Source organism: Blautia sp. AF14-40 (assembly GCF_003479665.1).
In the GTDB taxonomy this organism is placed as follows: domain Bacteria; phylum Bacillota; class Clostridia; order Lachnospirales; family Lachnospiraceae; genus Fusicatenibacter; species Fusicatenibacter saccharivorans.
In genome coordinates this window covers 73,129-87,143 of record NZ_QUHK01000013.1, presented here as the reverse complement: position 1 = coordinate 87,143, position 14,015 = coordinate 73,129, and the positions used below count along the sequence as shown (strand labels likewise).

Sequence of the window (14,015 nt, the reverse complement as noted above, 5' to 3'; positions counted from 1 at the left end):
TCAACACCTTTTTTCGAATTTTCTTATTTTTAGAAAAATACATGCAATTCTGTATTTAAAATATATTATCTGATTTTTTAAGTTGCAGTAAAACAGCCACAAACAATCTCGCTCACTCTCTGTTTGTGGCTGTTTTTTTCAATATATAAATGTCAAGCGGATATTCGCAATGGAACCAGAGGACTTACTTGATTCGGTTAAATCACTTTTGTTGTCCACTCCGAGCAGTCCCATACACTCGTTGCCAGACCGTCGTAGAATTCCGGTTCGTGGCAGACCATAAGAATGGTTCCTTTATATTCCTTCAACGCATTTTTTAACTCATCTTTTGCGTCTACATCGAGGTGGTTGGTCGGCTCATCGAGGACAAGAAGATTGGTTTCGCGATTAATCAGTTTGCAGAGGCGAACTTTTGCCTGTTCTCCTCCTGAGAGCACACGCACCAGGCTTTCAATGTGCTGTGTGGTAAGACCGCATTTGGCAAGCGCTGCGCGGACTTCATACTGGGTATAGGATGGAAATTCTTCCCAGATTTCCTGGATACAGCTGTTGGTGTTTCCTTTTGGCATTTCCTGCTCGAAATATCCGATTTCCAGATAATCTCCAAGCTCCACGTCTCCGCCAAGGGATGGGATCAAACCGAGGATGCTCTTTAAGAGTGTTGTTTTTCCGATTCCGTTGGCACCGGTGAGCACGATCTTTTCGCCACGCTCGATCGCAAAAGTCAACGGTCTGGAGAGCGGTTCTTCATAGCCGATCACAAGTTCTTTTGCAGTCACAACGAAGCGGCCCGAAGTGCGCGCAGTGCGGAAATGAAATTCCGGCTTTGGTTTTTCTTTCGCAAGCTCGATCACATCCATCTTATCCAGCTTCTTCTGCCGTGACATAGCCATGTTTCTGGTTGCCACACGGGCTTTGTTTCGTGCCACGAAATCCTTCAGTTCACTGATCTCCTGCTGCTGGCGGTTATAAGCAGCTTCCTTCTGTGCTTTTTTGACCGCATAAACCTCCTGGAAGTGATCGTAATCACCCACATAACGATTCAGCTCTTTGTTTTCCATATGATAGATCAGATTGACAACACTGTTCAGGAATGGGATATCGTGAGAGATCAGAATGAAGGCATTTTCATACTCTTCAAGGTATCGTTTCAGCCAGGTGATATGTTCCACATCCAGGTAGTTGGTCGGCTCATCTAAAAGAAGGATATCCGGTTTTTCCAGCAGCAGTTTTGCCAGAAGGACCTTCGTTCTCTGTCCGCCGGAAAGCTCAGTGACATCGCGTTCGAGACCGATCTCCTCGAGGCCGAGTGCACGGCCGATCTCTTCGATTCTCGAATCCAGAATGTAGAAATCGTGTGCATCCATCATCTCCTGAATCACACCAAGTTCCTCCATCATCTGATTCAGCTCGTCCTCGGAGGCATCTCCCATGGAATCGCAGATCGTGTTCATCCGCTCTTCCATCTCGTACAGCCAGGAAAAAGCGCTTTTTAACACATCACGGATCGTCATACCTTTTTCCAGAACGGTATGCTGATCCAGATAGCCGACACGGACATTTTTTGCCCACTCAACCTTTCCCTCATCCGGCATCAGCTTTCCGGTAATGATGTTCATAAAGGTTGATTTTCCCTCACCATTTGCGCCTACCAGACCGATGTGTTCCCCCTTTAAGAGGCGGAACGATACATCTTCAAAAATCGCACGGTCGCCGAAGCCATGGGACAGATGCTCTACATTCAAAATACTCATGCATAAATTCTCCTTCTTCTGTTGTATTGGAATCTTCCGATCTCCTGATCGTTTTCTTTTTCATATGTAACTATTCAGAGCCATGCGAAATGGAAGAAAATTGCGAATCATGCTTGCATGAATGAGCGGTTTTCTTCCTTTTCATATGGCGAGAAGCAACATCGAGATGCAGCGTAAGCGGAATCGAGATGGGGCTCTGAATAGTTACTTTCCTATTATAGTCTGAATCATTATATAGGGAAATTCCCTCTTTTGGCAAGCTTTTTCTATACCGTCCCAGACTTTTATCCCGTATCCGAAAAGTATCCTTTTCCACAACAAAAAAGAAGAACTCCTTCGGAAAAAGGTTCTCCTCTCAGAATTCTTCTTTTTGTTTTTTTGTTCCAAAACCATAACCATTTCGGAATTTTAAGAGCATTTCTTTTTTTGTCCATACACCCAATCCGCATACATTTCCTTCACGGATGGATAGACATACTCCACAAGATACTGCGAGTTCTGCATTTCTTCGCGTGTAGATTCGCCTGAAAGCACAAGGGCTGCAGAAATATCCGCCATGTTTGCGCACGCAATGTCCGTATAGAGACGGTCTCCCACAAGAACAGCCTCATCGCGGGTTCTGCCTGTCATATCAAGTGCCATCTCAACCATCCGTGTACCTGGTTTTCCGATATAAGTCGGCATGCGGTGGACCGCATGTCCGATCATCTCGCAGATGGAACCGCAATCCGGCACGTAGCCGAATTCAATCGGACAAGCATAGTCCGGGTTCGTTGCAGCGTAATCGAGCTCCGGGCGCTCTGTCAACAGCCGACAGATATCCGTCAGTTTTTGATACGTCAGTTCATTGTCATAGCTTGCAAGCACACATGCAATTCCTTCTTTCTCCGGATCGTGGGTGGTACACACACCGAAGCTCTCCAATTCCCGGATCAGAGAGTCCGTTCCCAGCACATAGACGGGACGGGATCCATATTTCTGCTTCAGATAATGCGCTGTTGCAACAGAAGCCGTCAGAAAGTTCGCGCTTGTTGTCGGGATGCCCAGCTTTGCAAATTTTTTCCGGTAATCTGCTACGCTCATCGTCGTATTATTTGTGATAAACACATAATCTCCGCCGTACTCGGACAGTCCGTTTAAAAACCGGTCTGCTCCCGGAATCAGACGGTTCCCCACGCAGATGGTTCCGTCGATATCCAAAAGGAACAGCTTTTTTTCTCCAATCGGTATCACTTCGCGTTGCGGCAGGAAACGGCCACATCCGGATAATTAGTGATGACTGCGTCAACACCGGCCTCCATCAGACGCTCGATCTCCGCCTTATCATTGACCGTCCACACATGCACCGCAAGATCGCTTTCCACATACTGCTGAAGAAAGTCTGCCATCTGCACATGAAAGGTTGCCGGATGAAGAGCTCCTGTTCCGATTTTTTTCGCATAATTCACGACATCATAAATAATATCTGCGTAGAGGATGCCGGTGCTGGCTTTCGGATCCAGTTCCAGAATTTTTGCAATGCTGTAATGGTTAAAGGAAGAATAAATCACGCGATCTTCCATCTCCATCTCTTTTGTCAGCTCGAGTACCTTTTTTTCCAGGTCTTTATACCAGAAAATACCGGTTTTCAGCTCTACATTGATCGTCATTCCCGTTGGTTTTAATGCTTCATATACTTCGCGAAGCGTCGGAATTTTTACATCCTGATACTCCGGATGTGTCTTATTAAAGTTCAGGATCTTTAATTCCGCAAGCGTATAATCTTTGACAAATCCGCTTCCGTCACTGACCCGGTCGATTTCCTCATCGTGGACAACAACCATCTCGCCATCTTTTGTCAGCTGTACATCCAGTTCCACACCGTCTGCTCCCTGCTCTGCTGCAAGAAGAAACGCTTCCAGTGTATTTTCCGGTGCATATGCACTGGCTCCTCTGTGTGCCCATACTTTTGTTTTCATCTCGTATCTGTCCTCCATTTTCCGTTCCCATTTCCAAATCTGCACTCTTTTCTATCTTTTGTCCCGACTGCAGCTTTTTTCCTTTTATCGTAAGCCTGAAAACAAGTGAAAAAAGCGGTGCTGATTTTTTTACATCTTCTGCGGGATTGCTATAGATTCGGAAGCGCGCCGGATTTTTGTCTCCGACGCATTTCCAGTCATATCTGAAAAATCATTTCCGTAACTCGGATCTTCCCCTTCATAGAAACCGTTCAAACACGCTTTGGGAACTCGTTTTTCTTCACTATAGGACGAAATCTTATTTTTGTAAAGCCTGTCTCTTATTCATTTACCAGATTATAGTCCTCGATGGAGCTGTTGATCTGGGAAGCCATTGATTCTACTGCTTTCTCCGGAGTCTCGTTTCCGTTGATCATATTCTCGATTTCTGTTTCCACAATCTGTCTTGCCTCCGGGAATACAGAGAGAAGTGCGCCGGCGTACTGCGGCTTGGAATCGTGCAGCTGGTCGATTGCGGTCTGGAACTGCGGATACTGTGCTACATTATCTTTAAAGGTCTGCTCCTCATCAGCAGCTGTTGTTACCGGGAAGTAACCCGTCTCGGCATTCCAGTATGCCTGAGATTCCGGGGAAATCAGGAATTTAATAAATTTCCAGGTAGCTGCTGCTTTCATATCATCGTTGTTGTTCAATGCCCAGAGAGAGGCTCCTCCGATGGAAACACCGCCCTCATCGCCGTCCTTGATTGTCGGGAAATATGCGGTTCCAACTTCGAAGCTTCCATTGACATCCTGTAAAATCTGCTTCAGAGATGCGGTAGAGCCAAGGGTGATCGCTGCTTTTCCGGAAGTAAAGTCTGTCGTTGCGGTATCACTTCCGGCACGGCCTACGTTTGGTGCAACGTCGGCATCGTTCAGGGCTTTCCACTCATTTAAGATGTTGAGCGCTCCGCCGTTGGAATCAAATTCAACTGCAGTAGCAGCGGCATCACGGCCATTTCCATTATCCGCATAGGGAAGTCCCTGTTTACAGAGCCACTGTTCGAAATACCATCCATAGATGGAGAGTGCCAGCGGTTCACCGGCTCCGCCCTTTGTTTTCAGATCATCACCGATAGCAAGAATTCCTTCCAGGCTTGTCGGAACCTCAGTGATCCCTGCTTTTTCAAACATATCTTTGTTGTAATACAGAATCGGTGTGGACGAATTGAATGGCATCGAGTACAGCTCATTGTTTACCGTATAATAAGCAGCGATATTCGGCTCGATCTGGGAAATGTCATAGCCATCTGCATTAATCAGCTCCTGCATCGGAATGACCCAGCCGGAATCAATCATAAAGCGTGTTCCGATATCATAAATCTGTACCAGGTCTGCTCCCATATTTCCGATCTGTGCACTTTTCAGTTTGTTAATCGTATCATCATATTCTCCCTGATAAACCGCCTCAACGGTAATGCCATCGGTATTCTCTTCATTGAATTTATTGACAAGATAATCCATTGCCTCGCCATTGACACCGCCCATGGAATGCCAGAAGGTAATCGTGGTTCCCTTCGTATCCTGGTTTAAATCCGGTGCTTCTGCGCCATCTGCCGTACTTCCTGCCTCTGTGCTGGCTGTGGTTTCATCCGTTGTTGCACCCTGTGCCTCACTCGTTGTTTTTCCACCTCCACATCCAGTAAGCGCCATAGCTGCCATAGAAGCCGCAAGAATCGATGCAATCACTTTTTTCTTCATTTTTTTCTCCTCGTTTTTCATACAGTTTTCTATTCTTTTTTCTGTCACAGGAATCAGCCCTTGACTGCTCCTGAAAACATTCCTTTGATTAAGGCCTTCTGGCCTACGATAAAGATGGAAATGGATGGAATGATAATCATTACCACGCCCGCCAGCATCAGGGTAATCGACTGTGCGTCGACGCTGTTCAGCATACTGATACCAATCTGTACGGTACGCTTGCTGTCCGAACCTGTAACCAGCAGCGGCCACATGTACATATTCCATGCATTGATAAAGGTGTAAACCGCCATTGCTCCCATTGCTGACTTTGTCAGCGGCATCAGGATTTTTACGATAAACCGCAGATTCCCGCAGCCGTCCAGCTTCGCCGATTCATAAAGCGAAATCGGAAAGGTCATGTAGAACTGGCGGAACAGGAAAATTCCCATTGCAGAGGTAAGAGAAGGCAGGATCAGAACAATATAGGTATCGAGCAGTCCGAGACTTCCTACTGTCAGATAATTGGAAATAATGGTTGCCTCACCCGGCACCATCATGGTCGCCATTACCAGCATAAACAGAATATTTTTCCCTTTGAAATCCAGGAAAGAGAAGGCAAATGCCGCAAGAGAACACGTTACAATCTGACCCAGCGTAATGCTGCCCGCAACCAAAAATGAGTTCAGGACAAAGCGTACCAGCGGAATTTTATGAAATGCTTCCACGAAATTTTCCAGCGTCGGATGTTTTGGCACGATGTTCATTGCCATTGTGTAAAGCTCGCCGGACGGCATAAACGCTACACTGATGGTATAAAGCAGCGGAAACAGCATAAACAGACAAACGATCAGGTTCATGGTAACCAACGCTGTTTTCTGAAGCATTTTCTTTCTTTTTGCTTTTGCATTCATTGCCAGATGCAGTGCCTGCAGCTCCTCTGCAGAATAAGTTTTTGGTCCGGCAATCGTAGTTGCTATTGTAGACATCAGTATTTTACTCCTCTCTTTTCCATGCGGAACATAACCAGGGTAAGCGCCATGACAATCAGAAACAAAACAACGGACTGTGCGGCTGCGCTTCCAAACCGGTAATTAAAAAACGCATCACGGTATATCGAATATACAATCAGGTTCGTGGATTCTCCCGGTCCTCCCTGTGTCAGGATTTTCACCTGTCCGAATGACTGGAATGCCTGAATAATGTTAACAACCAGTGTGTAGAACATGATCGGAGAAAGCCCCGGCAGTGTCAGCTTAAAAAATTTCTGTACTGCATTCGCTCCATCTACAGAAGCACGCTCATAAATCGAATCATCAATGTTTCCAAGTCCCGCCGAAAAATACAGGAAATTGATGCCACTGTTCAGCCATGCCGTAAGGACAGCCACACAGATCAGCGCATATTTCGGATCACTGACCCAGTTAATGCTCACATGCAGCAATTTGTTTACGATACCGATCGTGGGATTTAAAATAATCTTGAAAATCATGGCGCCTGAGCTCGATGCTACTGCCATTGGGAGTGCATAGGAAGTACTGAATACCCGGATTCCCGGGAAAGCCTTGCTGCAAAGAACTGCTCCCAGAAGGCCAAGCGCCATACTTCCGACTACAACAATCGCCACAAATTCCAGTGTAACCCAGAGACTGTTGTAAAAGGATGGATTCGATAATAAGCTTTTATAGTTATCCAGTCCCACATACAATTTCGCTTCTCCAAGCTTGTTTGTCTTATACAGGCTCAGATAAATGGTTTTAAAAAACGGATAAAACAGAAAGATGCTAAAGATCACCATACTCGGGATCAGATACATATAAACTTCTGCTCTTTTACACTTTTCGATTACTTTTTTCACTTTCTGCTCCTTCTTATGCTGTTGCACGTTCTTCTTTTTCAACCGGCCGAGATAAAATATTTTCTTCTGTAAACGGATCAAAGATCTGTGCTTTTTCCATATCTGCATACAATGTAATGCTTTCCTTTGCAGTAACCGGCACCTCGGAAGGCACTCTTGCTGTAATCAGATTTTTTCCGGTATTCATATGCAGATACGCTTCTGCACCTATCATCTCCCGCAGGTCAACAAATGCCTTCAACTGATTCTCTTTATAACAGATCCGATGTGCGGAAGCGGTTGTTTCGTCCTGTAAATCCTCCGGTCTCAGGCCTAAGATCACCATTTTTCCGAGATAAGTGCGACGAAGCACCATTTCGTTCTCTCCTCTGGCACGAAGGGTAACTCCTCCGTCTCCTTCCAGATAAACCGCTCCGTTTCTTTCCGTCACCATCGTTTCCATAAAATTCATACTCGGAGCTCCGATAAAACCGGCCACAAATTTGTTTGCCGGATGGCGGTAAATCTGCTCCGGTGTATCCGCCTGCTGCACAACACCGTCTTTCATGACAATAATTTTTGTACCAAGCGTCATTGCCTCCGTCTGATCATGTGTAACATAAATCACCGTCGTTTTCAGTTCCTTATGTAATTTTGCCAGCTCCACCCGCATCTGTGCCCGCAGCTTCGCATCCAGATTCGAAAGCGGCTCATCCATTAAAAATGCTTTCGGCCGTCTCATAATTGCGCTTCCAATCGCAACTCTTTGTTTCTGACCGCCGGAAAGGGCTGCCGGTCTCCGGTCAAGTAAATGCTCAATTCCAAGCATTTTAGCTGCCTCATGTACCTTTTTATCAACTTCATCCTTGGGCTGTTTCCGGATTTTCAGAGAAAACGCCATGTTTTCATATACCGTCATATTCGGATAAAGCGCGTAGTTCTGAAATACCATCGAAAGATCGCGATCCTTTGCTTCTACATAATTACAAAGCTGTCCATCAATCCAAAGCTCCCCGCTCGTAATCTCCTCAAGACCGGCAATCATCCGAAGCGTCGTCGATTTTCCGCAGCCGGAAGGTCCAACAAAAATCACAAACTCCCGATCCGGTATTTCAAGCGAAAAATCCTGAACCGCATAATGTTCCTTATCATAAGATTTACAGACATTCTTCAACACAATATTTGACATTCGTTTTTCTTCCTCCTCGTCTTGTCGAGATTCATTATACCTTTCCTTCCGTAAAGCCCACTACCACCGCTTTGTAAAATACCCGTTAATAAAATAACCGGCTACTTTACAAAAATCTTTTACATTTTCTCTCATCTCCGTCTCCATCCCCTTCTTTTCCAGCCATTTTTCCAGATCACTCTTTGTAAAATCCCCGAAAATCACCCGCAAAACCAATTTTCAAAACGAGTTCTGAATAGCCATTCTTTTTCCCAATACCAGACAGATTATTTTTGACACAAAAAAAACGCCGCAACTCTCAAAGCTGCAGCGCTTTCTCATCATAACATACCATATTCTTCTTTCATGTCAACGCAGTGGGCGCTCCCGCGCCCACATCCGTGTCCGTCCAAACCTATTCCACCGGTTCCGCCGGCACAAACACCCTGCTGTTTTCCTGTTCTTTCGGTTTTTCCGCTCTTTCCGTTGCCTCCCTGCAGAAATACTCCTGTGAATTCACCAGCGTCTTTCCACGCTTATCCGGCTTTGTATACGTTCCGTCTGCCTGTAAAATACTGGCTTTCACATTATCCTTCATCTGGATATCAAGAATATGCATTACTTCTTTCTTAATCTGCTCATCCTCAACCGGGAACACAATCTCCACCCGTTTTTCCAGATTTCGCGGCATCCAGTCCGCGCTTCCCATAAACACCTCTTCATTTCCACCACTGTAGAAGTAGAAAATCCGCGCATGTTCCAGGAAATTGCCGACAATCGAGCGAACGGTAATATTCTCGCTGACACCCGGGATTCCAACCTTCAGGCAACAGATTCCCCGGATAATCAGGTCAATCTTTACTCCGGCTGCCGAAGCACTGTAAAGCGCCGCAATAATATCGCGATCGCATAACGAGTTCATCTTCGCAATAATATGCGCTTTCTGTCCCTTCTTTGCGTGCTCCTCTTCCATCGCAATCAGATGCAGGAACCGGTCCTTCATCCAGAGCGGTGCAACAATCAGTTTGTTCCAGCGATCCGGTTCCGAATAGCCCGAAAGCATGTTAAATACTGCTGTTGCGTCCTCACCGATCTTTGCATTGCATGTCAGCAGGCCACAGTCCGTATACAGCTTTGCCGTAGAATCGTTATAGTTTCCCGTGCCAAGATGTACATATCTGCGAATGCCTGTCTCCTCGCGCCGAACCACCAGTGTGATCTTACTGTGTGTTTTCAGTCCCAGAAGACCATAAATTACATGGCATCCCGCCTTTTCCAGCATCTTCGCCCAGACAATATTGTTTTCTTCGTCAAACCGTGCCTTTAATTCCACCAGTACGGAAACCTGTTTGCCATTTTCCGCCGCCTGAGCCAGTGCTGCAATAATCGGAGAATTGCCGCTCACACGGTACAGCGTCTGTTTGATTGCCAGTACATCCGGATCCTTTGCTGCTTGTTGTACAAATTGCACGACCGGATCAAACGTCATATAAGGATGATGCAGTAAGATGTCTCCTTTTCGGATGTTTGTAAAAATGTCATCCTCATTCATCAGCGCCGGAACTGCTGCTGGAATGTATTTTGGAATTTTATACTCATCAAAGCCGTCGAGCCCATACATTTTCATTAAAAACGTCAGATCGAGCGGTCCCGGAATCCGGAACAGGTCGTCTTCATCGATGTCAAACTCTTTTTCCAGCATCTTCAGGAGCCGCTTATCCATCTTATCTTCCACTTCCAGACGGATCACTTCGCCCCACTGACGTTTTTTAAGCTGCTTCTGGATCTCCTTTAACAGGTCCGAAGCCTCATCCTCATCGATCGAAAGATCTGCATTTCGCATAACACGGTACGGATGCGCACAGACCACATCGTAGCTTAAGAACAGCTTTCCAATGTTCCGCTCGATGATCTCCTCCAGAAGAATCACATACCGCTGTCCCGTCTTTTCATCCTGCGGAAGCAGAATAAAACGCGGCAGTACCGAAGGAACCTGAACCGTCGCAAATTCCAGTTCTTTCTCTTTTTCCTTCTCCTTGCCTTTCTTCTCTTTCTTATCCTCCGCACGGCTCAGAAGCGAATCCTCTTTCTTCTGCACCAGTGCACCGATATTCAATGTTTTGTTCCGGATCAATGGGAACGGGCGGGCCGAATCCATGGCCATCGGGGTCAGAACCGGGTAAATGTTCTCCTCAAAATAGGAATCCACATACTCCGCCTGCTCCTTCGTCAGCTTCTCGTGCTCGCTGATAATCGTAAGGCCAACGTGCTCCAGAGACGGAACCGCCGAGCGATTGTACGTATTGTACTGCAGCTGCACTAGCTCATGCGTCCGTTTGCTGATCTCGGTAAGCTGCTCTTTCGCATCCATGCCAGACAGATCCTTTTTCGTATAGTTTGCATGCACCTGGTCTTTTAGTGAAGCCACACGGACCATATAAAACTCATCCAGATTGGAGGAGGTAATGCTGATAAATTTCAGACGTTCAAACAGCGGAATACTCTTATCCCGCGCCTCGTTTAAAACACGCTCGTCGAAGCTGATCCAGCTCAATTCCCGGTTTCGAAAATATTCCGGTTTCTTATATGGTGTTACATCCATCTTGTTCGCCTCCTTACATCTGCCGTTTCATCTTAATAATCGGCTGTATGCTGAATACCTCATTGAAAAAATCTAATTTATCCTGGCACAGTCCCTGCTCCAGTGTGAAATCACGGTCAACCGTCAGAGACAGATGCAGTTCTCTCTCCTTTAAGACAGCGCGGATCGACTGGATTTTCTGCAGGTGACTCCGATCTAGTGCATTCGCCAGACGGACGATTGCTGTCAACTCCGATACGGTCAGATACTGTTCTGCACTAAGCGACGATTCCATCACCAGCTCATCGTAGGATGGAAGCACTGCCGTATTGTATTTTGCAATCAGTGCGACCATCTCCCGTTCAATATGGGACAGTCCGATGATTTCGTTTGACATGATAATATTATAGGAAGAATCCGCGACATTATTAAGGCTGATGTATTTTCCGACATCGTGCAGCATCACCGCCATCCGAAGCAGCAGCCGCTCGCGTTCTTTCATGCCGTGCATCTTTTTCGTCGCATCAAACATGGCAAGCGCCGTCATCTCCAGATTCTGGACGTGCGGCCGGTTTACTGCATACCGTTTTCCGATGTTTTTTGCCGCCATCAGAATATCATTTTCAAAGTTGTGGCTTCCTTTTTGCAGTTTCATCTGCTCCGCATATTCGTATGCGATGCCGCGCGTCATATGCACGCCCGGGATCCATACATGCTCTGCCTCCATCATGTCGATCAGACATTTGTAGATCACGGCGGACGGGTACATCAGCGAAGCATTCTCCAGCGGGATGCCAAGCTTGACAGCCAGCTCCATCGGTGACTGACGGATGATCTTTTCATACCAGGTGTTGAAATTCTCACGGGAAATGATTTTTGTCGTTTTCTCCTCGATATTCTGGTAGACACTGTCGGTGAAAACATCGCCGATCAGCATGATATTTTCGATTTTGCGGTCTTTCAGATACATCTTCTTGAAGCTCGACACTTCATTCCAGATCAGTTCCTCGACCATCTCCTCGTAGTGTTCCGTCTCGCTCTGGATTCCGGCGAGGCGCTCACGGACACGAAGACTACCCATACGGATATTCTGTGTCGTCACAAGGGCGTCCTTATCAAACAGGGAAATCTGAAAACTGCCGCCGTCGAGGTCGAGAATCGCAGTTCCCTTTTCAATGACCTTGTTGAAATTGTCCTCCATCGCCGCAAGCGCCTTGTAGCCAAGGAAACGTTGCTCCGAGTTAGAGAGAACCGTGACGGAAAGACCGGTCAGCTGACGGATTTTTCCAAGGACATAGAGGCTGTTCGCCGCCTCACTGATTGCGCTCGAAGCCATGGCGCGGTAAGCATCCACGCGGTAGCCCTCCATGATCCGCACGAAATCTGCGAGCACGCGGCAGAGCTCCTCTTCCATTTCCGGGCGGATTTTCCCCAGCGTGTACGTATCTTTTCCAAGCTCCATCCGATGGCAGATCTTATCCACGCTTCGGATACCCTGCTTTTTGGAGATCTCGAAAATCTCCAGAATGACGTCGTAGCTGCCGATATCAATGGCAGCAAATGTGGAATACTGCATATACGCTTCTCCTCTTTCTTTTTCAAAGGATATCCCAAAAATCCCGCTCCCAATACCAAGCGGACTTTTTGACCTTTTTCTTTTTACTGTTTTCCGAGCAGATAATCGATAAACTGCTGTGCGGTACGGCCGGAAAGACCGCCGTGGGACAGTTCCCATTTATTTGCTTCTGCTAAAAGCTCTTCCTCGCTTAACTTCACGCCGTAGCGGTCTGCCAGAACGGAAACGATCTTCTGGAACTCTTTCTTATCCGGCGCACCGAAATAGATGCTGACACCGAAGCGGTATACCAGGGACAACTTCTCCTGTACCGTATCGGAGGTGTGCATATCCTGTCTCGTTCCCTCTTTGTCGCTGTAGTTCTCCTTGATCAGGTGGCGGCGGTTGGAGGTCGCATAGATGAGGATATTGTCCGGGCGTTTTTCCAGACCTCCCTCGATCACAGCTTTCAGGTATTTGTACTCGATCTCAAACTCCTCGAAAGAAAGATCGTCCATGTAGATAATGAATTTATAATTTCTGTTTTTGATCTGCGCAATCAGCTCGTTCAGATCCTGGAATTGATGCTTGTAAACCTCGATCATACGAAGTCCCTGATCGTAATACTCATTCAGGATACCTTTAATGCTGGAGGATTTTCCGGTTCCGGCATCACCAAAAAGCAGGCAGTTGTTGGCTTTTTTGCCCTCGACGAACGCTTTCGTGTTGTCGATCAGCTTCTGCTTTGGAATTTCGTAGCCGACAAGGTCGGAAAGGCGCACATCCGGGATGTTGGTGATCGGGATGATCTCAACATTTTCGCCAACGTGTGCGATGCGGAATGCTTTGTGCAGTCCCAGTTTTCCTACTCCAAAGTCTTTGTAGAACTGAATCATATCATCCATAAATTCGTCGACAGATTCTGCTTTTGCAAGACGGATGGCCAGTTCGCAGATGCGGTCGCGGACTTCTTTGTTGAACAGCTTGTTCGGGCTGTCGGTGTTCTCGTAATCGCTGATGACGGAAGCATCGCCGGATTCGAAAATTTCGTCGAAAACACAGATATCGAAATCGAACAGCTCTTTGAAACGGACAAAATCATGTTTTGCCATCTGGTTGATGCTTCCCTCGACTTTTCCGACAATCTCGCAGGAGGTAGAAAATGCATTTTCTTTGTTGACCAGAAGATATGTCAGATAATCGTGCCAGAGATTTCCGGAGAAGCCGTAGCGGTTTGCCATCTCGACAAGGCGGTTCAGTGCCTCATAAAACTGCGGCTCATATGCGCTCATATTCTCACGGAACCGGCGGTCCTTCAGGGAAATCTGAGCATTGACCAGTTTTTTGTAGGTCTCCACCAGTATCGTCATATCGCGCAGTACCTCCCCCTCTGCGAAATCGCGGTAGAGGATACATTCTTCTATTCTAATCATCTTTTGTCTCT

General features: G+C 46.6%; 10 protein-coding genes. All 10 read right to left on the bottom strand.

All coding sequences use genetic code 11. The features are described from left to right. Positions 1–197 precede the first annotated feature (197 nt). The 10 genes from DWW13_RS10955 to DWW13_RS10910 all read right to left on the bottom strand — a co-directional run bounded on the left by DWW13_RS10955 (position 198) and on the right by DWW13_RS10910 (position 14,004). Positions 198–1,754, bottom strand: a complete 1,557-nt coding sequence (locus DWW13_RS10955; RefSeq protein ID WP_118720087.1) for an ABC-F family ATP-binding cassette domain-containing protein — start codon at positions 1,752–1,754, stop codon at positions 198–200. Positions 1,755–2,162: 408 nt separating this feature from the next. Beyond that, on the bottom strand, positions 2,163–2,987 hold the full coding sequence (locus DWW13_RS10950; RefSeq protein ID WP_226906418.1) for an HAD-IIA family hydrolase: 825 nt from the start codon (positions 2,985–2,987) through the stop codon (positions 2,163–2,165). Then, positions 2,984–3,712, bottom strand: coding sequence for a glycerophosphodiester phosphodiesterase (locus tag DWW13_RS10945; RefSeq protein WP_118700514.1), 729 nt, complete (start codon positions 3,710–3,712; stop codon positions 2,984–2,986). Before DWW13_RS10945 ends, DWW13_RS10950 begins: the two co-directional genes overlap by 4 nt. A gap of 320 nt (positions 3,713–4,032) precedes the next feature. Then, the gene (locus DWW13_RS10940) at positions 4,033–5,451 is read right to left on the bottom strand and encodes an ABC transporter substrate-binding protein (protein ID WP_118720089.1); all 1,419 of its coding nucleotides are present in this window, start codon (positions 5,449–5,451) and stop codon (positions 4,033–4,035) included. A gap of 53 nt (positions 5,452–5,504) precedes the next feature. Further along, positions 5,505–6,317, bottom strand: coding sequence for a carbohydrate ABC transporter permease (locus DWW13_RS10935; RefSeq protein ID WP_416388129.1), 813 nt, complete (start codon positions 6,315–6,317; stop codon positions 5,505–5,507). 101 nt (positions 6,318–6,418) lie between these two features. Further along, positions 6,419–7,246, bottom strand: coding sequence for a carbohydrate ABC transporter permease (locus DWW13_RS10930; RefSeq protein WP_118594956.1), 828 nt, complete (start codon positions 7,244–7,246; stop codon positions 6,419–6,421). Positions 7,247–7,301: 55 nt separating this feature from the next. Then, entirely contained in the window at positions 7,302–8,456 is a 1,155-nt protein-coding gene (locus tag DWW13_RS10925) for an ABC transporter ATP-binding protein (protein WP_118720083.1), read from the bottom strand. A gap of 394 nt (positions 8,457–8,850) precedes the next feature. Beyond that, on the bottom strand, positions 8,851–11,037 hold the full coding sequence (locus DWW13_RS10920) for an RNA degradosome polyphosphate kinase (RefSeq protein ID WP_055228685.1): 2,187 nt from the start codon (positions 11,035–11,037) through the stop codon (positions 8,851–8,853). A gap of 13 nt (positions 11,038–11,050) precedes the next feature. Beyond that, positions 11,051–12,592, bottom strand: a complete 1,542-nt coding sequence (locus tag DWW13_RS10915) for a Ppx/GppA phosphatase family protein (RefSeq protein WP_055228686.1) — start codon at positions 12,590–12,592, stop codon at positions 11,051–11,053. A gap of 83 nt (positions 12,593–12,675) precedes the next feature. Further along, positions 12,676–14,004 (bottom strand): ATP-binding protein, encoded by a 1,329-nt coding sequence (locus DWW13_RS10910; protein WP_055228687.1) that lies wholly within the window; start codon positions 14,002–14,004, stop codon positions 12,676–12,678. Between the last annotated feature and the right edge of the window lie 11 nt (positions 14,005–14,015).

What these genes read in the sequence shown, in the direction of transcription:
- DWW13_RS10915 (WP_055228686.1), bottom strand. Translation starts at nt 12,592, where the DNA reads ATGCAGTATTCCACATTTGCTGCCATTGATATCGGCAGCTACGACGTC.
- DWW13_RS10955 (WP_118720087.1), bottom strand. Translation starts at nt 1,754, where the DNA reads ATGAGTATTTTGAATGTAGAGCATCTGTCCCATGGCTTCGGCGACCGT.
- DWW13_RS10920 (WP_055228685.1), bottom strand. Translation starts at nt 11,037, where the DNA reads ATGGATGTAACACCATATAAGAAACCGGAATATTTTCGAAACCGGGAA.
- DWW13_RS10910 (WP_055228687.1), bottom strand. Translation starts at nt 14,004, where the DNA reads ATGATTAGAATAGAAGAATGTATCCTCTACCGCGATTTCGCAGAGGGG.
- DWW13_RS10925 (WP_118720083.1), bottom strand. Translation starts at nt 8,456, where the DNA reads ATGTCAAATATTGTGTTGAAGAATGTCTGTAAATCTTATGATAAGGAA.
- DWW13_RS10935 (WP_416388129.1), bottom strand. Translation starts at nt 6,317, where the DNA reads ATGCTTCAGAAAACAGCGTTGGTTACCATGAACCTGATCGTTTGTCTG.
- DWW13_RS10940 (WP_118720089.1), bottom strand. Translation starts at nt 5,451, where the DNA reads ATGAAGAAAAAAGTGATTGCATCGATTCTTGCGGCTTCTATGGCAGCT.
- DWW13_RS10945 (WP_118700514.1), bottom strand. Translation starts at nt 3,712, where the DNA reads ATGAAAACAAAAGTATGGGCACACAGAGGAGCCAGTGCATATGCACCG.
- DWW13_RS10930 (WP_118594956.1), bottom strand. Translation starts at nt 7,246, where the DNA reads ATGTATCTGATCCCGAGTATGGTGATCTTTAGCATCTTTCTGTTTTAT.